Raw genomic sequence first — 23,357 nt, forward strand, 5'->3', positions numbered from 1 at the left:
TCCTATTCGTTAAAATCTCAGTATTGATAAAATTATTAAAGAGGAGAAAGTATATTTAGCACATGAATAAAAGTGTACAGTTTTTAGGTTTGGGTTTACTAATATTTGGAATGGTAAATTGTAAATCAGAACCAAAAGAAAACAAAACCCAAGAAAAAGTTGCAGCTAAGGTTGAAGAAACCGCACAGGTAGTCGAACATACTTTATTAAGTGAAAAACCAGAAGAAGTATCAGCTCCCGATGGTATGGTTTGGGTTTCTGGTGCAACTTTTAAACAAGGAGCCGTTAATTCTGATAAAATGGCAATGGATCATGAAAAACCAGCTATAGAGGTTACGGTAGATGGTTTTTTTATGGATGCTACAGAAGTAACCAATGCCCAATTTGCAGCATTTGTAAAAGCAACGGGTTATGTAACAGTAGCTGAAAAAGGTATTGATTGGGAAGAATTAAAAAAACAAATACCTACAGGTACGGAAAAACCTCATGATTCCATTCTAAAACCGGGATCGCTTACGTTTAAAAAAACAAAATCTTCTGTACCTAATTTATATGATTTTTCGCAATGGTGGAACTGGACCATTGGTGCGGATTGGAAACACCCTAACGGACCAAAAAGTAGTATTAAGGGCAAAGATAATTATCCTGTAGTGCAAGTGTCTTTTGAAGATGCTTTGGCATATTGTAAATGGGCAAATAGACGTTTACCTACAGAAGCGGAGTGGGAACTGGCATCAAGGGCAGGTTCTTATGGTACAATATATAATTGGGGTGATGATGTATCTGTTTTGAAAGAAAAAGCAAATACTTGGGAGGGCGAATTTCCTGTAGAAAATACATTGACAGATGGGTTTGAATTACGTGCGCCTGTAAAATCATATCCGCCAAATGCTTACGGATTGTATGATATGGCAGGTAACGTTTGGGAGTGGACTAGCGATTGGTATAATACCAAGTACTATAAAGGCAGCAGAGCAAAAAATACGGTTTTAATAAACCCAAAAGGAGCGGAAAGTCCGTTTACACCAAACAACCCACTTGCAAAAGAACGCGTAATTAAAGGAGGTTCTTTTTTGTGTAGCGCATCATACTGTGCTAGCTATAGGGTATCGGCAAGAATGGGTTCAAGTATGGACTCTTCATTAGAGCATACAGGGTTTAGAACTGTTGCTACGGTTGACATGATTACGGAATAATTTTCGCTAATCAATGCAATTTAAAAGCTGGTCTAACTCTACTATTTTGGCTCGGCTAATGGGTATTTTCTTATTCTTGATCTCTAAGAACTCGTGGTTGTAGCGTTCCACCATTTTAAGGTTAGCAATGTAAGATTTATGTATTCTAATGAATTTATCGGCTACTAGTCTTTTATTAAAAGCACTCATAGTAGAAAGAATAACATAGTTGCGTTCTTCGGTTACTACCTTAACATAATCGCCTAAAGCTTCTACATATAAAATACCATGTACATTAAGTTCAACCTGCTTAAGATTGTGCTTAACCACCAATTTACTCTCTGGTTGTTTCTTTTTAATAGCTTTTACCTTGTCGATAGCTTTCGTTATAGCGACATCAAATCTAGAGGTGCTAAAAGGTTTTAAGAGAAAATCGGTAACATTGAATTCAAATGCTTCAAGAGCGTATTTTTGATCATGACTGGTAATTATGACTTGAGGAGTTATTTTTAAACCGGCTAAAAACTCAAAACCGTTCATAACTGGCATCTCTATATCAAGAAATAAAAAATCTATGTTTAGTTCATTTACCTTAGCTAAACTTTGATTTGTAGCACTTGAAGAATGTACAAGTTTTAGATTCTTATTTTTCGATATAATCTGTTCTAGAAGTTTCCTTTGGGTGTTGGAATCCTCTATAATAGCGCATTTAAAGGTTTTCATTCAATAATTATATAAATTCAATTATACATACGTAAAGAATGGGGGAAAGTTCTTTTTCTTAAGGTGTTAATAATATCTTAAACTGAGAAAAACAGGCGAAAAATAGTAAATAGTTATCTTCATAGCTAATATTCGTATAAAAACTTTTAATAACTATATTGTAAGTTTTTAGCTCAAAAACCTACTTTTGTTGTAGAGAATTAATAGAACCACTTGATATTATGTCTGATAAAATAGAACGTGTAAAAACATTGATTATAGGATCTGGTCCTGCAGGGTATACAGCTGCAATATATGCTGCCCGTGCAGATTTAAAACCTGTTATGTATACAGGTATGGAGCCGGGCGGACAATTGACTACCACTACAGAAGTAGATAACTTTCCAGGTTACCCAGAGGGTATTGATGGGCCTACGATGATGGTACAATTGCAACAACAAGCTGAGCGTTTTGGTACCGAGGTAAGAATTGGTATGATTACTTCAGTGGAGTTTTCAAAAGAAAAAGGGGGAATCCATAAGGTGGTTGCCGATAATGATAAGCAAATAGAAGCTGAAACTGTTATTATTTCTACAGGTGCATCTGCTAAGTATCTAAATATACCTAGTGAGCAACGTTTACGTGGCGGTGGGGTATCTGCTTGTGCGGTTTGTGATGGCTTTTTCTATAAAGGTCAAGATGTAGCAATCGTTGGTGCGGGTGATACTGCGGCGGAAGAAGCGTCTTACCTGGCTAACATTTGTAACAAAGTTACCATGTTGGTGCGTAGAGATGAGATGAGAGCTTCTAAAGCAATGCAGCACAGGGTACATAGCATTAAGAATATAGATGTTCGTTACAATACTGAAGTTGATGAAGTTTTAGGTGATCAGGTTGTTGAAGGTTTACGTATGGTAAACAACCAAACGGGTGAAAAAGAAGAAATTGCTATTACGGGTATCTTTATCGCAATTGGTCATAAACCAAATACCGATATATTCAAAGGTCAATTAGATATGGATGAAACTGGCTACCTTATTACAGAAGGTAAGTCTACCAAAACTAATTTACCAGGTGTTTTTGCTAGTGGCGATGCGCAAGATAAAGAGTATAGACAAGCTGTTACGGCAGCAGGATCAGGTTGTATGGCAGCCTTGGATGCAGAGCGTTATTTGGCATCTATAGGTTCTGTTGAAGAAGCTGTGGCAGATAAGTACTAGAAAGCAAAGAATAAGAATACAAAAGAGCCCATTCTAATGAATGGGCTCTTTTTTTGTTTTATAAAATCAACTAGTCTATTCTAACATAGTTTTCAGAGAATGTTCTGTTACCTTCCTCATCTAAGCTTATTTGACTAAACCTATCATCGCTTAGTTGAAGTTCAAAAGTGAAAATACGCATGGTGTCCATAGCCTGTATCATTTCGTTATCTCCGTATTCTAAGGTTTCCATGAGTTGGTCATCTTTAATGTTATATGTGCCGTAACCAAACCTACCTACTTTATCAACAGGTACATATCTGCTCCACATAATTTTTCCGTTATAGTACATTTTAACCTGTCTATACCCATCTGCAGTAGGTACGGTGTCAATAACTTGTTGTCCGTCATAATTATAAAAACTCTCTAGCTCCCATGTGCCTTGAATGGAATGCATGTAGTTTTCATTAATAGAATTTGTAGAGGCTGCTGAAACCAAAAGAAGCATCAACAATACCAAACCTATAATTTTTTTCATAGTGATAAGGTGTTAGTTAATAAAAGAGATGAATGTGTACTAAAAAGATACGAATTAATTATTACAATTTAATAAAGTAAACATCGAATTATTAAGAATAACGCAATGATTATTAGTTAATTATGCTAATTTAGGGTTGGTAGCAAGGAAGGAGTTTAGAATATTGCAAAGACTTAAAATGTCTTGTTTTGTGTGTGAAGCGCTTAAAACTATACGACTCATTAAAGAATCCTTTTCTGTGGGATACCTGAAATTTGTAACTATAATTCCGTTTTCTTCCAAAAAGGTAGCTAGTAATTCATTTTGAAAATTAAAGCTAGGATGCCCTTCTGCAAAGACAAAAGTAGAAGGAGTTGATAATTTTGATAAGAAGAGCTCGGTATTCTTGCGTAATTGAGCTCTTTTTAAATTGATAAGTTCTTCGGCATCTTTCAAAGTTGCCAATGAAGCAGGTGTAGCTGGGCTGGCACCACCAAAAAAAGGAGTTTGCTTTAGTTGATTAATTCTCTTTGAGTTTCCAAATACGGCGCCTGCCTGTATACCAAATCCTTTTCCTAAGGAGCAAGAAATCAGTAACTCTTTTGGTTGCAGTGATTGTAGAAATCTAAAGCTGCCACCACCGTTCTTACCGGTAATTGCTATACCGTGAGAATCATCTACAACAAGAATTATATCTTTAAGAGGTAAGTTATTAAGGAATCTATAATCCGGATAGTTGTCACCCTGAAAATCAATACTATCTAAAAACAGGACAGCTATTTTATTAGTTTTCTTTTTAATAGCATTTTCAAGTTCGGTCCAACTTTTAAATACTTCTTGTTGATTTCTATGTAATGCAGAATGGGTATTTGGAGCGTAAAATAATTGATGATCTGTATTACTAAAATAATCACATACCAATTGCCCTGCTAAATAACCAGATGACATGGTAATGCAACTTTCGCTACCTACTAGTTTTGCCAGATGGGTATCGACTTCATCAAAAATGGAAATTTTAATATTAGATTTACGTGAAGCACTATAAGCGGTACCATATTTCTTAATATTATTGATGAATAACGATTGAAATTCAGCATTGGTCTGTAACCCTAAATAAGACGTGCCACCAAAGTATAGGTATTCTTTACCATCAACGCTTATAGTTCTGTCAGGAAATTCATCAATAGTAAACATTAATCTAACAATTGTACACCGCTACCGGCAAGTTTAGGGAAAATCACTTTTCCGTCAGGTTCAATATCAACACCCTTTGCAATATCACTTTTCAATAATAAAGCACCATCCATATCAACATAATCTAATTGTGGGATAAGCTGTGCTATCGCCGATATACCAACGGTAGATTCTGTCATGCAGCCCACCATTACGCTTATCCCTAATTCTTTAGCTTTCTTAATCATGCGTAGGGCAGGGGTGAGTCCGCCACACTTGGTCAGTTTAATATTTATCCCACTAAAATGTAAAGCGCATTTTTCTACATCACTTTCTATAATACAACTTTCATCAGCAATTACGGGTAACACGCTATGGTGCATAACCTCTTCCATACCAGACCAATCATCAGCTTTCAAAGGTTGTTCTAAAAACTCTACGCCCAATTCTTTTAATAATGGTGCATTGTGTATGGTCTCTTGTGCCGTCCATGCACAGTTGGCATCTATTCAAATAATAGCTTCGGTATGTTTTCTTAATTCACGAACAATAGCGACATCATCGCTAGTGCCTAATTTAATTTTATAAATGGGCCATGGCATTTCTTGCATTTTTGCCAACATAACATCAATAGATGCTATACCAATTGTGTAGTTGGTTGTTGGGTAGTTTTCTATACTTGTTCCCCAAATTTCATACAGTGGTTTTCCCAGTAATTTTCCATACAGATCATGGGCAGCCAAGTCTAAAGCACAAATAGCAAAATTTGATAAGCCTTTACGTACTAGAAATTCATGAAAAATTTCTGGTGTAGTAAATTCAAATGATTCAATCTCAGATACAATGGCATTGATTTCATCCATCATGCTCTGTGTAGTGATTTTGTAATACGGATTGGAGGTGGCTTCGCCATACCCGGTTTTTCCATCTAAAGATAAAGATGCAATCATAGTATCTTGAAAATCATGAGATTCTCTAGAGATACTGAAGGTATGTTTTAGCGGTAATGTATATTTCTTAAGGTGTACTTGCATACCACTAATATACAGATTAGGTATTGAACTAATCTTGATTTTATTTTTGGAACCGAGAATTATGGCTTTTGTGCTTTAATGAAGTCATTTTTTATTTGCATAGCCATAGCTACGGAACTCAAAAATGACAAAATTAGGGTGCAAAATGTATAATTTGTAGGTAAAAGAAAAAGTCAAGATGAGTTCATTAACAAAAAAATGAAAACCCACTGATATTTCAGTGGGTTTCAATGTTGAATTGATTGAGGAATATTTTAGTATTTGTGTACGCTACCAGAAACCGATTTGTTTTTTTGAACAGAAGGATCACCAACGTAAGAGATATTACCTCCACTAGAAGCCTCTGCCGTTAAATTATCAGTAACGTCAATGCTAATATTTGCACCGCTGCTTGCGTCTGCGTTAGCAACTAAAGTTGATAAATCTTTAGCTCTTACATTAGCACCGCTACTGGCATCTACATAAACTTCTTTAGCTGTACCTTCTAAAGAGATATTTGCACCGCTGCTGGCATCTATATCCATATTGGTAACAAGCACATTGGCATTGATAATGGCGCCGCTACTAGCATCGACCTCTAACTTATCTGACTTAATTTTATTCTCGGTAGTCAAATGAGCTCCACTAGATGCTCGTAAACTAGTTACATTAGGCATGGTTACATATATCTTTTTAGTAGAGCGGCCAATGTTTTCTATACAGTGAATTTTTAATTTTCCGTTTTTAATATCCGTTCCAATTAAGTCAATGATATTTTCATCTGCTTCTACGGCAATGTCAAAATCAGGACCTTGGGTTACAAATACTTCTAAACCTTCAGCGCTAGAGATTTCTGTGAATTCACCTGTAATCTCTCTAGTTTCTTCAACGACAACGCCGTTACCTTTTTCGCCAGATCCAAAATCGCCAAAGTTAATGTCAAAGCCACAAGATGAAAGTAATAGGGCTAATACAAGTGCTACTGTTATTCTTACTAATGTTGTCATGATTGTTCGTTTTTTGATTGATTAATATGTTATGATGATGTAAAAATGATTGTTTTTATATTCTTTTCCGATTTATAAATACCGAATTGTCGTTTTAGATGTATGAACTGTAATTAATTGATACTATCATTAGTATCTACCTTTACGCCGTTCTGATCTAACTTCATTTTAAACGATTCTCCGTTATCGTTAACGTCAATGTCTATTCCGTTTTCGTTGATGATGATCTTACCTTTGTCACCATTATCGTTGATATTAATGTCGATACCATTCTCATTGATATTGATGCGATTAGAACTGTCGTCGTCTTCATCGTTCATTTCAATGAATTCAGGACAATCTTGACATTCAAGCTCACCGCTTTCGGTCATTTCCCAAATATATTCTGCTAGACCTTCAACATCTCTATCCGTATTAACAGTGGTAATCCAATCTCTAGAACTTGTCTGGTCATAGGATAAAATTGTACCTACGGGTAAAAATATGTTTACACGAACTTCCTGGTCTTTAAACTTAGGGCCTTGTGTGGTCAAATAATCATCAAAAGAGATAGTATTGCCGTTCACTTCATATTCATAAACAATCTGACTGGCGATATCTTTTGCCTCTCTGTTGGATGGACCATCAGCCTCTTTTCTAATTTGAACACGAACCAAGGTGTCTTTAGACTTACGAATTCGGAATCTAACATCATCGGAAACCAACACCTTATTACCAGCTTCGTCATAAGAAATGAAGGTGTCGCCCATGTGCATATCCTTTTCGTAATCGTACTCATCTGTAGACACTAATCTAATATTTAAAGTGTCTGTTGGTATCACTGTGGTAATCTCTTGTTCAACAGATGTGCTACCGGTATAGGCGTGTGCAGCAGCTTCTCTAATACCAAAGATGACCAAACATATAATTGATATTAACCATAAGCCCAACAATGAGAATTTAGCAACGGTACCAATTGATTTTAAGTTGTTTACCAATATTTTTAATCCTAAATACATTAAGAAGAAAAACGGAATACCAATTGCAAAAAATGCAAGTAATGATACTACCCAAATAGGTAGGTTGGTAGAATTTACAACATTGTAGAAATCAATACCAGGTACATGAATGATATCTAAAATACCAACGGTGAACATACCTACAAAAAGACCTATCAATGTAGCAGCACCAATGATTACTAAAAGAATACCAATGAATTTGCCAAAGATTTTGAAAAGAAACATTACGATATCACCAAAGGTGTCAAAAATCGTTTTACCTCCTTTTTTGACGGTGTCTCCTACTTTTTCATAGTCTACACTTTTTACACGATCCGCTACGTCATCAAAACCCTCTTTAACTTTACGTTCAATATTACTGATATTCACAGTTTCGCCGCTCATATCTAATTTTTGAGCGGTAGTTTTCGCTTCAGGTATAAGAATCCAAAGAAGGCCATAGATAAAGATGAATCCTCCCCAAGTGAAAATGGTCAAGAAAATCCATAGTAAACGAATCCATAACGGGTCAATACCAAAGTAATGCGCTAACCCTGCAGATACACCGGCAACGTATTTCTTTTCAGTATCTCTGTATAATTTCTTTACTCTTTCTTTAGTGAATGCAGACTTCGCCTTTGGTTCATCTTCAAAGATATCTTCGTCAACCATGTAATCTTCAGGTTGCCCCATTATGGCGATAACTTCATCTACTTCTTTCTGAGTGATAACCTGTCTTTCATTCTCTAATTTGTCATGAAAAAGTTCGGCTATACGAGCTTCTATATCTGCAATGATTTCATCGCTGCCCGGGGTGTTGGCAAAAGAACGTTTTACAGATTCTAAATACCTACGCATTATATTGTATGCCTCTTCGTCTATATGGAAGAGCATGTTTGCTAAATTTATATTTACTGTTTTGTTCATGATTAGCTGTTTTTTGAGTTGGTTACCAGGTTGGTGGCTTTTCTTAATTCGTCCCAAGTGGTATCTAATTCTTTAAGGAATATTTTACCGGTCTCGGTTAGTGTGTAGTATTTTCTTGGTGGTCCAGAAGTAGATTCTTCCCAACGGTAGTTCAGAAGTCCCGCATTCTTTAACCTGGTCAATAGCGGATAAATAGTACCTTCCACTACAAGCATTTTTGCATCTTTTAGCGTAGCTAAGATTTCAGAAGCATACTTATCATGCCCATTTAAAATGGACAGGATACAATACTCCAAAACCCCTTTACGCATTTGTGCTTTTGTATTTTCTACATTCATAATCTCTTTTTGCTTTTTATGCAGTCCCGCTTTCGGAGGGGATTGCTCCATTGTCTCTGTTGTCTGCATAGGTTAACTGTTCGTTTTTTGTTTGATGAATAAACATCCTGATTGATTTTTTTTGATTGATTAATAAACTCTTAAGGGTGTGATGAATACCCGGTATATATGTAAGCTGATGATGCTATTTAATAAATTTTATAGTGAAGGGATATTCAAAAACTTCCCCTTCATTTGTTTTTATAGTTGCTAATATGGTATAAACGATATTGATGATAAATAAGGCTGATTGAGCCAAACCAAGTAATGCTACTGATATCATCCATGGACCGAACAAGTCGTCTGTATCAAAATTAAAATTGATACTGTTGAAACTATGCACATTCACTAATCCGAAATTATCAAAGTCGAAAATGTTTGGTAGAAATCCGCCTAAGAAAAATGGAATACTGACCATACCTACAAGAATAGAGTAGAGTAGTATGCTAATTTGAAAGTTCAAAGCTTGTTTGCCGTTGTGGTCTACAAACTCATATTCTTTTTTATTCGCTGTCCATAATACCAAAGGAATGATGAAGTTCCCAAACGGAATAAAGAACTTAGAGAACGTACTTGCATGAATAAGTGCAGAGAGGTTTCTTTCGTGTTTTGTTACTGATTCTGTCATGATTGATTCGTTACTGATGATGATTGATTTTAATACTATGCGAAAGCTAATTACTTTGATTACCTATTAACTTCCTATGCAAATATATGTCTAAAAAAAGGTACTATGTAACGCATAGTACTATTATTTAACAATATTTTAACATTTTAGAATGGTATAAATAATGGCTATTTTTATCGAAATTTTCAGATAAAATGGCGGTAACACCTAGTAAAATCAATATGTTCTCATTTTTTAAACTACCGTCTGCATGGTGGTGCGGGGTACGTTTAAATGAAATTGACAAAAAGCGTTCAGTAGTGACGGTAAAGCACAGATGGTTCAATCAGAATCCGTTTAATTCCATGTTTTGGGCAGTACAAGGTATGGCGGCAGAATTAACAACTGGGGCATTAATGATAGATCAAATTGAAGCAACAGGAAAGAAAATCTCCATGTTGGTGGCGAATAATACTGCAAATTTTTCTAAGAAAGCTACAGGTAGAATTACATTTACTTGTGAAGACGGACACTTAATTAAGGAAGCTTTGGATAAAACGATTGCAACCGGAGAAGGACAAACCATTTGGATGAAATCTGTGGGCGTAAATACAGATGGAGTAGTGGTAAGCACGTTTAAGTTTGAATGGACGGTGAGGTTAAAGCAGAAAAAATAAATGGAATGAAAGAAGGGGTACAGTTTAAGGAAACGCAAAAATTTACGCAATGGTGGTTGTGGTTGATTATACTTGCTCCAATAATTTTATTTGTTATAAAGGTTATAAGCACAAGAATATATGTATTTGGTGGATACGCTGCAGCTGAAACAAGTAACAGCAATATGATATGGATAGCCAATAGAATAACTCTAGGTGAGTTATTACCGTATTTTTTTTATTTACTTACTGTATTGTTTTTGGTATTAATAAAACTAAAGGTGGTGGTTACCAATAAGAAAATAAAAATTCGTCATCTTTTATTTTTTAGTAAAATCATTGATTTAAGTGAAGTAACAGAACAACAGATCATTAATTATGATTTTGTAGGTTATGGTATCAGAAAAACTAAAAAGTACGGTACTGTCTATAATGTAAAGGGTAAAGAGGGGGTCGCCATAACACTTGATAATGGTGAAAAATACCTTATTGGCTCGCAAAAGGCAAAAGAGCTTCACGCGACAATCCGCAGTTAATTAAATATATTTTTTTCAATGGAATAAGCTTCAGTACTTTGATTAGTTTCTGTTACATAATTCCGAATATAAAAAAAATCCAAATCTTTTCATTTTTAGGTGTTTCTTAAGATTTACTAAAATATTTTGATTGGTAGATTAAATTTACCCATTGCTCTATATACTGTTTCTACATATATATTAAGATTGCTGATACTTTAGATAATGTTCACTTTTATGGTGTATAGAATGGCTAAGACCATTCTTAAAATTATAATTTTAATAGTGTGCAGAATATGAAGAAAGTACCGATTTTTTTAATGTTGATTATGGTAAGTTGGGTTTATGGGCAAGAAACAGATGATATTTATATACAGTCAGAGTTTTTTCCAAGTAGTGATGTAACTGATATTTTTAGATTTAAAGCGGGTGTAGACATTCCCATTATTAATACTACTACAGAAAAATTTACAGTAGGGGGGAATTTGCAAAACACCACATTAAGCTACATAGATGAAGATGTACCCTTTGAAACAGAGGAAATTGAAACTTTCAATTCTTTTAGTCTACGTTTTACTTATCAAAGAAATTTAAGTGAAGATTGGAGCATATTTGCTATGCAGGAATCTCAATTTTCCTCTAATTTCAGGAATGATAATATAGTATCTGATGATATATTTTATAATGCCATGCTTACCTTGAGTAAATATAACGGTAGAGATAAGAGTATACTAACCTTTGGTGCGGCTTATGATATTAAATATGGCTTGTACTACCCAATACCGGTAATAAGCTATTCAAGAAGATTAAATGATAATTGGGCTTATAAGGTTGGTGTTCCTGATAGTCGTGTTAAATATACTTTAGCAGAAAATCATGATTTTGAAGGTTTTGCTACTTTAAGCGGTTTTACTGGTAATATAAATGATGAAGTAGAGGTCTATAAAGAAGACTATAGCGGTACACTAAGGCAAACAAGTGTATTGGTTGGTCTTGGTTATAATGTTGGTTTATGGGATAAATTTACCGCAACGGTACAAGGTGGCTACACTGCTTATAACCGTATGCATATAAAAGATTACAGCAATAATGAAATTTACGATTTTGATATGTCTAATAGCTTTTATTTCAATGTAGGGGTAAAATATACCTTCACTAACAAAACTAATGATAGAGAGGTGTACTAAAATGATCTCGAAGTAAAATTTAAGGAAAGCCTGGCAGTGTATTGTTATTGGTATTTGAGTTAACTAGTTTTAAAAGTAAGGTGGTAATTTGTAACAAAGTTGGCACCTTTACTACTTATAGTTATCAATCAAAAACAAAATACAAATGAACGCACACGAAATAGATTACGAGATTTTTGGGGAAGAAATGCAATATGTTGAAATAGAGCTAGACCCTCAAGAGGCAGTTGTTGCCGAAGCTGGTAGCTTTATGATGATGGATACCGATATTAAAATGAGTACCATTTTTGGTGATGGTAGCAATCAAGACAATAGTGTTTTAGGAAAGATTTTTTCTGCAGGTAAAAGAATGTTGACAGGAGAGAGTCTGTTCATGACGGCATTTTTAAATATAGGTCAGGGTAAAAAGCAAGTTAGTTTTGCTTCTCCGTATCCTGGTAAAATTCTGCCTATTGACCTTTCTGAAATGGGTGGTCGTTTCATTTGCCAAAAAGATGCCTTTCTATGTGCAGCACAAGGAGTATCTGTAGGCATCGAGTTTTCAAAGAAATTAGGTCGTGGACTCTTTGGTGGCGAAGGTTTCATCATGCAAAAATTAGAAGGTGACGGAATGTCTTTCATACACGCTGGTGGAACTTTAGCTAAAAAGACATTAGGTCCTGGTGAAGTATTAAAAGTAGATACCGGTTGTATTGTAGGCTTCACCAAAGATGTTGATTATGATATTGAATTTGTAGGTGGAATTAGAAATACAGTTTTCGGCGGAGAAGGCTTATTTTTCGCAACCCTTCGCGGTCCGGGAACTGTGTACATTCAGTCCTTACCATTCAGTCGTTTGGCAGGTAGAGTGCTAGCATCAATACCAAGAGGTGGAAAAGATAAAGGAGAAGGTAGTATTCTTGGTACGCTAGGTGATATTGTTGGTGGAGATAATAGGTTTTAAGATTTAAGGACAAGGTAAAGAGTACAAAGTAGGGAGTATTAAGTATTAAGTAGTTTGTTTTTATTTTGAGAAGAGAATTAGAATAAAGAATATAGAAAATAGACCTGTTTTATCAGGTATTTTAGGAGAATTTAGCGATGATAAAAGTAAGTGGTATTAAGTACAAAGTACGGATTATAAAAACATTTGAACTTGAACTTGAACTTGAACTTGAACTTAAATTTTTTCCAACAACCAACAACGAATACATGAGTTTCAAAAACCAGATAGAATTTCTTAAAGAATTACAGAAAAACAATGCTAAGGAGTGGATGGATGCCAATCGTAAATGGTACAAACAAGTACGTGATGAATACATCGATTGGCTCAATAGTATGAATAAGAGACTTGCTGATATTGATGATGAATATTATGATACACCTGGTAAGAAGGGAATAAATCGTATTAATAATAACTTGATGTTTCACCCCAATAAACCGGTATATAAAGACCATTTTGGAGCGGGATTCGACAAGAAACCAAAAACGGCGGATTTCTATTTTGAACTGGGAATTGAACGTTGCGTTTTCGCAGGCGGATTATGGAGACCTGAGTCTAAAGTATTACGCAGTATTCGCGATGCCATTGATTATGACGGGGAAGAATTAGTGAAAATTTTAAATAAGAAATCTTTTAAAAATCGCTTTGGAAATCTTTTTGAAGATGCGAAACTAACAAACGCACCTAAAGGGTTTGCCAAAGATCATAAGCATATAGAATTGCTCAAAAACAAGACTTTTGCCGTATTCCAAGAGTTTGATACTAAAGAAACTAACAAGGCTAATTTTGACGACGAGTTGATTAACGCCTATAAAGAAATGCTTCCGTTTAGGCGTTATTTGAACAAAGCGATTACAGTTTAATACTAATTTTAAAAGAAAATATCCATTGCAATTAATTTAGCCATTACCAAAACCAATCAAATAAAAAGTTAATGACATATAATACAGGTATTAATAATATTCCAATTAACAATCTATTTTCAAGATCTCCAATTCGGGAAGTTACTATTCCTTTTCTATAAAGCAAGTAATATATTATTAAACTCATAATTATTGAAACGAGCATAATGTATTTAAATGGATCTGTATTGTTCATTAAGACAAAATAGAAATTAGGCATAAGGTGATAATAAATATTCAAGCTGATTATCTTTCTATCCTAGATTCAATAGCCCATTACATAATACTTGCTGAATGATTTTCAAAATTTATATTTTACAAAAAAATTCCTATCAAAAAAATAATTACAAGTAGCGTATCTATTCCAATACTAAATATAAAAAGGTAACCTATAATTTTTCGCCATTTTTTACTAGACATATAGAACAAACATAAGTTATTTATCTAAGTTAATTATATCTGCAGCAGGTATCCACCTAGCTTTTAAATCTGGCTGAGTCATCAAACTATCTAGTGGAAACATTGGTCTTTTTATTCTTTTATATCCTAAACGATTCAGGTCTTGATCAACGCCTCCCGGGGTAAGCGCCATGGTCCAATCGCCACGCATATCATATAACTCGGGTACTAGGTAGCCAATTTTAACCACTACAATATCAGCATTTTTAGGGTCCAGACCTAAGTTTGTAAAATCGCTCATATGGTGGTAAGGCTTTCGTTTTTTAGTCACGATAACATCAATATTCCCCACTTTTACAACGACTTCAACTTCGGCATTTGTATCGCCTTCTTTTATTGCAGTTATCGTCCCGTCCAATAATAAAGGTCCGGCAAATCTATGGTCAACGGCAGCACCTGCTTCCGCTTTAATTTTTCCGCCAACACCTATTTCCTTTGCTTTTTCTACAAATTCTGGTCCGGGTATAGAAGCATAGATTAAAGACTTTCCGTTTTTAGATGTAAATTCAGGTCTAGCCAATAGTTCTTTCAAAGTCCAAGTTACATCACCGGCACCACCAGCGGTAGGGTTATCGCCCATATCACTAATCATGTAAGGTTTCTTGTCACTTGCCAATGCCAATTTTAAACTTTCGTCTAAGGTTGTTGTAGGTGCTACAAATTCAAATTCATTGCGAACATCCCAAAAGCTTTGTGCTAATTTCTCGGCACCCTTTGCTACTTTTTCTTTATCATCACCGGTAACCATTACTACGGCATGGTTACGAGGTTCATCTGCCCAAGCATAACCAATCCAAATTGCTGCATCAATAACGCCGTCTTGATCGGCAACTGTAGGTATTTTGGCATAAAGACTTTTACCAGGTTCTATACGCGTACTAGTTTTTTCTCCGGGTAATAGAATAGGTACAGGAACCCAAGCTTTAAAAGCCGGTTTCCCTTTACCGTTCTCCAACCTATCAATTAAATTGGTAACTGCTCGCTTTTTAGATTCAATAGCATCTTCATGCGGCGCCATACGGTAACAGGTGATTAAATCAGTGTGCTTAGCTAGTCGTTCAGAAACATTGCCGTGTAGATCCATAGAAGTTGAAATCAATACATCATCACCAAGAACTTTGCGAATACGAGCAATAAAATCACCTTCAGGATCATCTAGACCAACAACGCTCATTGCGCCGTGTATGTCAAAAAAGAGTCCGTCATACGGCTTGTTTTCATCTAATAATTGTAAACTTTTAGTCACCAAAGATTCGTATGCTTCTCGTGTAACCGTACCGCCAGGTAGTGATTTACCAACTAGCGTAGGTACCCATTTCGCTCTTTTTCTATTTACAGAGTCTGGTTGTAAAAATGGATATCTGCTAAAAACCGAGTCGCCCACCTTTGCGTGAAAAGCCTCTTCTGTAGAAAGGGCAGGTGAGAAGGTACTACTTTCAATACCCAAACCGGCAATAGCAATTTTAGGTAATTCTTTTTGTTCGTCAGAAGCTTTGTCATCTTTACAAGAGGTAGAACAAATTAAAAGTAAAAAGGCGAAGAGGTAGAGTGGTTTCAAGGTTGTCGTAATTTAGAGTTTGTATTGAAAAGATAACTAAAAAGAGTTTTATGGAACAAGAGTTTTTGCTGGATAACGGATTTAAAGCTATTACCGTAGAAGAATAGCGGACATAAGTAATTAGGTTATGAATTAGGCGGTACTAGTCATATCTTTATAATCGAATTATAAATTTAAATCAATTGAAAAACGGAAGCATAAAAGACGTCGAGAAAAAATTACTTTCTGATAATTGGTATAGGTTACATAAATATACATTTAAGTATCAACGCCCAGATGGTACTTGGGAAACACAAGAGCGTGAAGCTTACGATAGGGGCAACGGGGCAGCCATTTTATTATATAACTCTAAAAAAGGAACTATTGTTCTTACCTGCCAGTTTAGAATGCCAACATATGTGAACGGTAATGAAGACGGAATGATGATAGAGGTCTGTGCCGGACTCTTAGATGGCGATAACCCTGCCGATTGTGTACGTAAGGAAACGGAGGAAGAAACAGGTTATAAAATAAGTAATGTACAGAAGGTGTTTCAAACCTACATGTCTCCGGGTTCGGTAACCGAAATCGTTTATTTATTTGTGGGCGAATATGACGATAGTATGAAAGTAAGTGAAGGTGGAGGTGCGGAAGATGAAACTGAAAATATTGAGGTATTAGAGTTAGATTTTAATGACGCTATGAAGATGGTAGCGAGCGGAGAAATTAAAGATGCCAAAACTATTATGTTGTTACAATATGCAAAACTGAACGGGTTAGTTTAATCATTGATGACCGACTATAAGAATATGAAAAATGTCCATAAAGTCGGATTTGGTGGTGGATGTCATTGGTGTACCGAAGCTGTGTTTATGGCGCTCAACGGAGTTGAAAAAGTAGAACAAGGCTTTATTGCCCCAAAAGAAAACCCAACAGATTTTTCCGAAGCCGTTATCGTTCACTACAATGCTAGTAAAATTGATTTGAAAGATTTGGTGGCTATTCATTTAGATACGCATAGAAGTACAGAAAATCATTCTATGCGAAATAAGTATAGGTCTGCTATTTATTATTTTAGTCATGAATTCAGACCTATATTAAGTCAAATAATGACTGATAAGCAAGAGGAGTATAATGGTGAATTAATAACGGCAATAGTACAATTTGGCGATTTTAGATCATCTGAAGAAAGGTTTCATAATTACTATTTTAGCGATACGGAGAAGCCATTTTGTAAAACGCATATCTCACCTAAAATTAAGATGTTGAAAGAGAAATATGTTAAGAATCTATCTGCAAAAGTGAAATAGTTAATAGGTATCTCTTAGTGTTTTAAGCATTTGTTCCATTTTAGACCTTTCTTCCCTCGTTGACTGTCTATAATGATTATTCATAAAACTAAAAATCAAAGTTTTACCAGATGTTGTCAGTAGATATCCGCTAAGACAATAGTTATTGCTTAAACTACCAGATTTTGCATAGATGTAAGGTTGCCCGTCACCAGCGAATCTATTCTTTAAAGTCCCTGATATTCCGCCAGCCGGAAAAATAGCAAACAAACGCTTTTTGGGAATTTGGTTATGAAGCTTATCTAAAACGCTTACCATGTTTTGTGGCGTAAATAGGTTGTAACGTGATAGTCCGGATCCATCTACCCATCTAGGGGTTTGTTTTAAATCGTTCAGTTCACTTTTTAGAATATGAGTTCTTATCAGTTCACTGTTCAAGGTATCTTTCAATTCAGATCCGGCCAGTAGCAATAATTGTTCAGCAATAAAATTATCGCTTTCATGCATCATTCTTACGTACAGCGAATCTGAAGAAATACCGTATAAAGTCCGTTTTTTTCCAGAGGGCATAGCAGTGCTCATTCCTATCTTTTTATTCAATACGTTTTCTAAAATTGATTTGGTAGTAAAGTTACTCGTGATAAATGGCGTTTTAAGAGTGTCTCTAGATTGTGAAGGATAATAAAAGGTATTAGAAAATTCATTCCGGTTATTCTTGTTTGTCAGTTGAATAACACTGTCCTTAAAATAGGTGGGGGAAACTTGTAAAGCTTCATTACGGTATGTCATTACAACATTACCATGTATGGGTAAATTGCTTTTTTCTGGAGAATAGTACCATTGGTAATCGTCCCAAGCCCAACCTGGTCCGTATTTTTTATCTTCAAAATTTCCAGAAGAGTATACTAAATTATCATGCTGTTGTAAAAACTTTAAAGCCGTTGAATCTTTTAAATATGGATGTAAAAAGGACGGGTCTCCTGTTCCTTCAAAGTAGATGGAGTCGTTACGTTCTATATATTTTAAAGAGGGTATTTCTACTGGCAATGTTTTAAGCGCAGCAAAAAGTGTAAAAATTTTAGTGTTACTGGCAGGTATAAAATATTTGTGGCTGTTTAGATTATAGAGCGTGTCTTTGGTAACTGCATCAATTACCAAAACTCCGGTAAATTGGTTTTGATAGAAAGTAGATGATAACTGTTTGTCAAAGGTTTTTGAAATCAATGATTTCTTTGAACTACATGCTGAAAATAGGATCAAAGCTATTCCCAAAAAAAGAAAATTCTTCATGTATTCGAAATTACAAAAATGGAAACTTATCAATGTTATAAAAATTTAACAAGTAAGTAATTACTTTAACTTTTTGTATGCAATATTAAAACTGCATTTCTGTTTACCTTTATACAACAACAAATCTATTAATCTAACAACAAAATGTCTAAGTCTATGCTAGAGTATAGTAAAACAGTGCTTAAAAAGGTTAGTTTTGATACCTTATTATTTTGTAAAGAATTAAAGAAAGCGTTAATGACGCTGCTGCCAGAAGAGGCAGAGGAATTAAAAATCTGGTTAGAAAGTTATATAACGGATAAACCAGAATTACATCAAAGTTTAGTTTATTTAAAAGCATAATAGAGAGCCACGTTAAGTGGCTCTTTTTTTTTAGGCAACCATTTAATCTTTTTGGTATCTAGAATAAAAAAGCTCTTTGAACCTTAAGTTTCTATTTATATGTTTTGCATTATCATTTCTTGCTTGTGAAAGTAATGATGTAAATGATGATACACCAATTGACAATACTAATTTAGTAGGTGAGTGGTTGTTGACAGCTTCATACGTTAGTCCTGGTGGTGCAACAGAGTGGAAAGATGTGGATAAAGGATATCGTTACTTCTTCAATGAATTTGGAAATTATGAGAGAACAGATTACGATAAAAACTTTTTAGATGCTGGTACTTATGAAATTACAGATGAAGAGTTGTATCTCTATTTCAGTACTGAAGGTGAAAAAGATACGCTAGGTTATAGCGCAAACTTTAATGAAAGTAAAACTAGATTAACCTTATCACCTTCTTACCCTGGTATTTGTGTAGAGGGTTGTTTGTATAGATTTAATAAAGAGTAGCTAATTATTTGTTTATTGGACTAATGATTTTCACATCTTGAAATGCGATAGCTCCACGTACAATACCAGTTATAACATCTCTTAATGCCTCTGTAATCTGAACTTTTAGTTCTTTTTTATGATAAATAAGGCTTACCTCACGTGCAGGTGATGGATCTTTAAAATACTTCAGATTCTTCTTTTTTACATCATCAAGTTCTAAAGTGTTTAAATAGGGAAGTAGGGTCATGCCTAATCCTTCATTAGATAGATTTATAAGTGTTTCAAAACTACCGCTTTGTAAGCTAAAATGTTCGCCACCTATTTTAGGTGCTTTACACAGGTTAAGAACTCCTTCTCTAAAGCAGTGTCCGTCTTGAAGTAACAGAATATCTTCAATATCTAAATCTTCTGGTGTAATTTGAGAACTATTTCCTAAACGATGTTCTTTAGGTACATAACCAACAAAAGGCTCATAGTATAATGGTCTTTCGGTAATGAAATCAACCTCTAATGGCGTAGCTGCTATTGCGGCATCAATGTGGCCGTCTTCAATATTTTGAATTAAACTCTCTGTATTCTGTTCTTTAATTATAAGGTTTACCTTCGGATATTTCTGAATAAAATTCTTTAAAAACATAGGTAATAAAGTGGGCATTATAGTTGGGATAATACCCAAAACATAATCCCCACCTATATATCCTTTTTCTTGTTCTACAATATCTTTTATACGCGCCGCTTCATTTACAATATTCTTTGCCTGAGCTACAATTTTTTTACCTACTTCTGTAATAGTAATTGGTTTTTTACTACGATCAAAAAGAAGTATATCTAGTTCATCTTCAAGCTTTTGAACTTGCATGCTTAAGGTAGGTTGTGTTACAAAGCTTTTCTCGGCAGCTAATGTAAAATTCTTGTATTCGGCAACAGCAAGTACGTATTGTAATTGGGTAATGGTCATGTATATAGTATAAGGTTATAAAATTACTAAAAACCATTATTATAACCTATTGGCAACAGGTATTCAGACGATAATTTAATGCTAAAAACGAAGGGTTAATTCCATATCCTCTTCTTCAATAAGGAACTTTGCATCACTAAACGTTGGTGGTCCCATTGGCATGGAACTACCGCTCATAGCATAATCTTCAGTAGGCATACCATTGTTGGCGAAATCCATACGGTTGTTATCATTGGCATCATGAAGAACTGAAAAGGCATAATCTCCCGGTTGAATGTTCTCAAAGGTGATAATCAATTCACCGGTTTCAGCTTTGTCTTTGCTCATTTTAATAGCTTCTGCTTTCATAAAAGTATTTTCATTATGCAATCCGCTTAAAATATGACCATCATTGTTCAACACATTTTCAATGATGACCGTTAAGGTGATACCATCATTTTCTTGAGCGTTCACGGTAAAACTCATTGCTAATACGGTTAGGGTAAATAGTAACTTTTTCATTCTATAAGGTTTTAAAGATTAATTGATACTTCAAAGATGCCTTATGAATATGCTTTTTTAAAAAGCGATTCACTCAATTGTAGAAATGTGCTACTGAATTGTAAGTTTTAAATAATTAAGAAAAGGTATGGTATTGTAAGATTTAAAAAGTCTATTTATTCTTTGGTCGTAAGAAAATAATCTAGACCAAATTTACCTGACCCAAAACCCATATAGAAAAGACCTAAACAGAAGAAAATAAAAGTTGGCATTATATTCCATGAATAGTCCCATGGTCTAAATACTATGGTAGTAAACATGGTTACGGTAATAAAGAAAGATGTTATTCTCGTATTTAGGCCTAAAATTAATAATATGCCGCCCAATGCTTCCGTAAATCCTGCGGACCAAGCAAACAGTTCTGGCATCAATGAGAATGGAGTTCCAAATTGTTTTACCAATTCAACAAACCAATCTGAAACCTCAAAATACGCTAACCCCATTGATGTGGGAGTCCATGGTGTTCCAAATTTATTTATTGCAAAAACAAAAGAAAGAAGATAGCCCGTAATTACTCTAGGTATTAATATTAGTACGTTAGGTAACAGTGCATCTACCTTAAAGGGAATAATTAACTTTTTAATGGGTTGTAGTTGGTGGTACATAGGTTTAAGTATTGGTTACTTAAACTTATAAAAATTTAAGGTATTTAAAGATGATAAAAATCAATGTTTATTTTTTTTAAAATGTTTATTTTAAATGGGAGGTTTGGATTACTTTAATTCAATACTATCTATTTCAAGCTTAAAATCCTCATTGACACCGTTCTTGATAATAAATGCAATCTGAGCTAGATAGTCGCCATGGTAGTTGGGTAATTTTAATTCTTCACCTCTAAAAACAGGTTCCATTTCTTTAAACGGAATTTCAATAATTTGCCACTCTTTACTAGATTTAAAATCATAACTATAGGTGTGTCTTTGGTGTTCACCAGATTTACATCTAAAAGCATATTTCTTGCCATCTCCTTTTAATTTAATTATAAATGACGAGAACATATCAACAGGCATACGATCTACATCATGCCTAACAAGACAAAAGCCGCCATTATTTTCTAATGAAACGTGTCCGCTGAATACGCCATTACCTTCAAGGTTTACTTGTATAAGCCCCATAGATAAACCGCCCATAACACCATCATTAACTACTTGCCATTCTTTAGGGTCTGTCTTTTTGTTAAATTTAAATATGGATGCTACATCACTCATAATTTTTTATTTTTTTAAAACTTAATACATCTAAAATTAGATGAAAGCAGCATGAACAACTTATGCTTTTCGCAATTATTTTAACTTGTTTAAAAAATGGTTAGTCTAGACGCTTTTTCATTTCGGTGGCAACCGCTTTCTCTGTAGGAGTTTGTTTTTCTAGCTCATCTATAATTTTTGGATGATCATGCTCTCTGCCTTGTGATAATTTGTTGACAGCCTGTATATCATTAATTTCAATTTCAAAACCAATGATACCTGTTACCTGCCGCATTGTTTTTTTAGACATGTCATTTAGTGAAATAGGATGTTCAGACTGTTGTTCATATTTATCTACAAGTGTATGTAATGATGTCAATAGTTCTTCTGAAGTTTGAATTTTAACTGTACCATAAACATGAACGGCAATATAGTTCCAAGTAGGTACTTCTTCATCCTTATACCATGAGGAAGATATGTAGCTATGTGGACCGTTGAAAATACAAAGTACTTCATCACCATCGACTAGATTTTTACTCTGTAAATTCGCTTTGGCTATATGACCTACGAGAACATCTTTTTTTTTCAAGTTTTTTCCTAACTCTAAAGGAATATGTGTTCCCCAAGGTCTGCCATTTATCGTATTGATCAAGATGCCAAAACTATTATTCTTTAAAAAGTCGTGAATCTCTTCAATATTATTGTTCTTGTAGTGCTCAGGTATAAACATAGTCGGAATTTTAATAGATAAACATAAAGGTATAAAGTAAAAGTCTTTAGAAACAATTATTTAATGTTTAGTGCTACATAAATTATATAATCCTTACTATCTTCAAAATGAATTTTAAAATAAAAATATGCCCTTTATAACAAATACAAAAGCAAAAGAACAAGTCGATATTTTCTATGAAGATTATGGAAGCGGACAACCCGTTATTTTAATTCATGGATGGCCTCTAAGTAGAAAATCTTGGGAACAACAGGTGTGGAAGATTGTTGAGGAAGGCTATCGATGTATTTCATATGATCGTAGAGGTTTTGGTACATCATCTTCACCATGGAATGCATATGATTATTCTGCCTTGGCAAGTGATTTGAATGCCATAATAGAAGAATTGGATTTGGAAGATGCCATAATAGTTGGTTTTTCAATGGGAGGCGGAGAGGTAGTTCGTTATTTAACTGACTATGGTTCTGATAGAATTGCAAAAGCAGCATTAATCAGTTCTATAATTCCTTTAGTTAAACAAAAGCCTGATAACCCTGAGGGAGTCCCAGAAGATGCTTTAGATGGTATCATTGATGCTTTGCAGAAAGATAGAATAGGTTTCTTAAAAGAATTTAGTAAAGGTTTTTACAATTTT

At 34.6% G+C, this 23,357-nt stretch carries 26 protein-coding genes and 1 pseudogene; 12 read left to right on the forward strand and 15 right to left on the reverse strand.

The annotated features are described in order from the left end of the window. Positions 1–62 precede the first annotated feature (62 nt). A complete protein-coding gene (locus ABJI11_RS02465) occupies positions 63–1,196 on the forward strand; it encodes a formylglycine-generating enzyme family protein (RefSeq protein WP_348349104.1) in 1,134 nt (377 codons plus the stop codon). A gap of 6 nt (positions 1,197–1,202) precedes the next feature. Here ABJI11_RS02465 and ABJI11_RS02470 read toward each other — a convergent pair whose 3' ends face one another. Continuing rightward, positions 1,203–1,898: a LytTR family DNA-binding domain-containing protein gene (locus ABJI11_RS02470; RefSeq protein WP_348349106.1), complete on the reverse strand. Its 696-nt coding sequence runs from the start codon at positions 1,896–1,898 to the stop codon at positions 1,203–1,205. A 221-nt stretch (positions 1,899–2,119) separates the two neighbouring features. On the opposite strand from ABJI11_RS02470, the gene trxB reads away from it, so the two are divergent. Then, positions 2,120–3,097 (forward strand): thioredoxin-disulfide reductase, encoded by a 978-nt coding sequence (gene trxB, locus ABJI11_RS02475; RefSeq protein WP_348349108.1) that lies wholly within the window; start codon positions 2,120–2,122, stop codon positions 3,095–3,097. A gap of 70 nt (positions 3,098–3,167) precedes the next feature. Here trxB and ABJI11_RS02480 read toward each other — a convergent pair whose 3' ends face one another. The 7 genes and pseudogenes from ABJI11_RS02480 to ABJI11_RS02510 all read right to left on the reverse strand — a co-directional run bounded on the left by ABJI11_RS02480 (position 3,168) and on the right by ABJI11_RS02510 (position 9,695). Then, positions 3,168–3,614: a hypothetical protein gene (locus tag ABJI11_RS02480; RefSeq protein WP_348349110.1), complete on the reverse strand. Its 447-nt coding sequence runs from the start codon at positions 3,612–3,614 to the stop codon at positions 3,168–3,170. A 120-nt stretch (positions 3,615–3,734) separates the two neighbouring features. After that, the gene (locus ABJI11_RS02485) at positions 3,735–4,787 is read right to left on the reverse strand and encodes an aminotransferase class I/II-fold pyridoxal phosphate-dependent enzyme (protein WP_348349112.1); all 1,053 of its coding nucleotides are present in this window, start codon (positions 4,785–4,787) and stop codon (positions 3,735–3,737) included. Continuing rightward, positions 4,787–5,800: pseudogene (locus ABJI11_RS02490) on the reverse strand (dipeptide epimerase). Before ABJI11_RS02490 ends, ABJI11_RS02485 begins: the two are co-directional and overlap by 1 nt. Positions 5,801–6,054: 254 nt before the next feature. Beyond that, positions 6,055–6,786, reverse strand: a complete 732-nt coding sequence (locus tag ABJI11_RS02495) for a head GIN domain-containing protein (RefSeq protein WP_348349114.1) — start codon at positions 6,784–6,786, stop codon at positions 6,055–6,057. Positions 6,787–6,899: 113 nt separating this feature from the next. Next, a complete protein-coding gene (locus ABJI11_RS02500; protein WP_348349116.1) occupies positions 6,900–8,690 on the reverse strand; it encodes a PspC domain-containing protein in 1,791 nt (596 codons plus the stop codon). A 2-nt stretch (positions 8,691–8,692) separates the two neighbouring features. Then, positions 8,693–9,028: a PadR family transcriptional regulator gene (locus ABJI11_RS02505; protein WP_036158368.1), complete on the reverse strand. Its 336-nt coding sequence runs from the start codon at positions 9,026–9,028 to the stop codon at positions 8,693–8,695. A gap of 184 nt (positions 9,029–9,212) precedes the next feature. Further along, entirely contained in the window at positions 9,213–9,695 is a 483-nt protein-coding gene (locus ABJI11_RS02510; protein WP_348349118.1) for a DUF4870 domain-containing protein, read from the reverse strand. Between the two features lie 194 nt (positions 9,696–9,889). On the opposite strand from ABJI11_RS02510, the gene ABJI11_RS02515 reads away from it, so the two are divergent. The 5 genes from ABJI11_RS02515 (at position 9,890) to ABJI11_RS02535 (ending at position 13,877) form a co-directional block, all read left to right on the forward strand. Beyond that, positions 9,890–10,351 (forward strand): DUF4442 domain-containing protein, encoded by a 462-nt coding sequence (locus tag ABJI11_RS02515; protein ID WP_348349120.1) that lies wholly within the window; start codon positions 9,890–9,892, stop codon positions 10,349–10,351. A gap of 5 nt (positions 10,352–10,356) precedes the next feature. Next, positions 10,357–10,866, forward strand: coding sequence for a hypothetical protein (locus ABJI11_RS02520; protein WP_348349122.1), 510 nt, complete (start codon positions 10,357–10,359; stop codon positions 10,864–10,866). Positions 10,867–11,141: 275 nt separating this feature from the next. Further along, positions 11,142–12,032, forward strand: coding sequence for a DUF6268 family outer membrane beta-barrel protein (locus ABJI11_RS02525; RefSeq protein WP_348349124.1), 891 nt, complete (start codon positions 11,142–11,144; stop codon positions 12,030–12,032). Between the two features lie 145 nt (positions 12,033–12,177). Beyond that, a complete protein-coding gene (locus ABJI11_RS02530) occupies positions 12,178–12,975 on the forward strand; it encodes a TIGR00266 family protein (protein WP_348349126.1) in 798 nt (265 codons plus the stop codon). A gap of 137 nt (positions 12,976–13,112) precedes the next feature. Then, complete coding sequence (locus tag ABJI11_RS02535) at positions 13,113–13,877, forward strand: DUF2461 domain-containing protein (protein ID WP_348349128.1); 765 nt, start codon at positions 13,113–13,115, stop codon at positions 13,875–13,877. Positions 13,878–14,352: 475 nt separating this feature from the next. On the opposite strand, the gene ABJI11_RS02540 is transcribed toward ABJI11_RS02535, so the two are convergent. Beyond that, positions 14,353–15,933 (reverse strand): M81 family metallopeptidase, encoded by a 1,581-nt coding sequence (locus ABJI11_RS02540; RefSeq protein ID WP_348349130.1) that lies wholly within the window; start codon positions 15,931–15,933, stop codon positions 14,353–14,355. Between the two features lie 182 nt (positions 15,934–16,115). On the opposite strand from ABJI11_RS02540, the gene nudK reads away from it, so the two are divergent. Both nudK and ABJI11_RS02550 read left to right on the forward strand, forming a co-directional pair. Continuing rightward, positions 16,116–16,697 (forward strand): GDP-mannose pyrophosphatase NudK, encoded by a 582-nt coding sequence (nudK, locus tag ABJI11_RS02545; protein ID WP_348349132.1) that lies wholly within the window; start codon positions 16,116–16,118, stop codon positions 16,695–16,697. A gap of 24 nt (positions 16,698–16,721) precedes the next feature. Continuing rightward, positions 16,722–17,222, forward strand: a complete 501-nt coding sequence (locus ABJI11_RS02550; RefSeq protein WP_348349134.1) for a peptide-methionine (S)-S-oxide reductase — start codon at positions 16,722–16,724, stop codon at positions 17,220–17,222. On the opposite strand, the gene ABJI11_RS02555 is transcribed toward ABJI11_RS02550, so the two are convergent. Further along, positions 17,223–18,491, reverse strand: a complete 1,269-nt coding sequence (locus ABJI11_RS02555; protein WP_348349136.1) for a D-alanyl-D-alanine carboxypeptidase — start codon at positions 18,489–18,491, stop codon at positions 17,223–17,225. It lies immediately after the preceding gene. A gap of 144 nt (positions 18,492–18,635) precedes the next feature. Between ABJI11_RS02555 and ABJI11_RS02560 the strand changes: the two genes are divergently transcribed. Both ABJI11_RS02560 and ABJI11_RS02565 read left to right on the forward strand, forming a co-directional pair. Continuing rightward, positions 18,636–18,833, forward strand: coding sequence for a hypothetical protein (locus ABJI11_RS02560; RefSeq protein ID WP_276494298.1), 198 nt, complete (start codon positions 18,636–18,638; stop codon positions 18,831–18,833). Positions 18,834–18,909: 76 nt separating this feature from the next. Next, complete coding sequence (locus ABJI11_RS02565; protein WP_348349138.1) at positions 18,910–19,326, forward strand: lipocalin family protein; 417 nt, start codon at positions 18,910–18,912, stop codon at positions 19,324–19,326. 4 nt (positions 19,327–19,330) lie between these two features. Here ABJI11_RS02565 and ABJI11_RS02570 read toward each other — a convergent pair whose 3' ends face one another. The 5 genes from ABJI11_RS02570 to ABJI11_RS02590 all read right to left on the reverse strand — a co-directional run bounded on the left by ABJI11_RS02570 (position 19,331) and on the right by ABJI11_RS02590 (position 22,723). Next, positions 19,331–20,266 (reverse strand): LysR substrate-binding domain-containing protein, encoded by a 936-nt coding sequence (locus ABJI11_RS02570; RefSeq protein WP_276494300.1) that lies wholly within the window; start codon positions 20,264–20,266, stop codon positions 19,331–19,333. An 81-nt stretch (positions 20,267–20,347) separates the two neighbouring features. Next, entirely contained in the window at positions 20,348–20,767 is a 420-nt protein-coding gene (locus ABJI11_RS02575) for a DUF2141 domain-containing protein (RefSeq protein WP_348349140.1), read from the reverse strand. A 155-nt stretch (positions 20,768–20,922) separates the two neighbouring features. Then, the gene (locus ABJI11_RS02580; RefSeq protein ID WP_276494302.1) at positions 20,923–21,411 is read right to left on the reverse strand and encodes a DoxX family membrane protein; all 489 of its coding nucleotides are present in this window, start codon (positions 21,409–21,411) and stop codon (positions 20,923–20,925) included. Positions 21,412–21,519: 108 nt separating this feature from the next. Beyond that, positions 21,520–22,014: a CIA30 family protein gene (locus ABJI11_RS02585; RefSeq protein WP_348349142.1), complete on the reverse strand. Its 495-nt coding sequence runs from the start codon at positions 22,012–22,014 to the stop codon at positions 21,520–21,522. Positions 22,015–22,114: 100 nt separating this feature from the next. Next, complete coding sequence (locus tag ABJI11_RS02590) at positions 22,115–22,723, reverse strand: FMN-binding negative transcriptional regulator (RefSeq protein ID WP_348349144.1); 609 nt, start codon at positions 22,721–22,723, stop codon at positions 22,115–22,117. 127 nt (positions 22,724–22,850) lie between these two features. On the opposite strand from ABJI11_RS02590, the gene ABJI11_RS02595 reads away from it, so the two are divergent. Then, on the forward strand, positions 22,851–23,357 hold a 507-nt coding region (locus ABJI11_RS02595), incomplete at its 3' end, for an alpha/beta hydrolase (protein WP_348349146.1).

It is taken from the genome of Maribacter sp. (assembly GCF_039968975.1).
In the GTDB taxonomy this organism is placed as follows: Bacteria; Bacteroidota; Bacteroidia; order Flavobacteriales; family Flavobacteriaceae; genus Maribacter.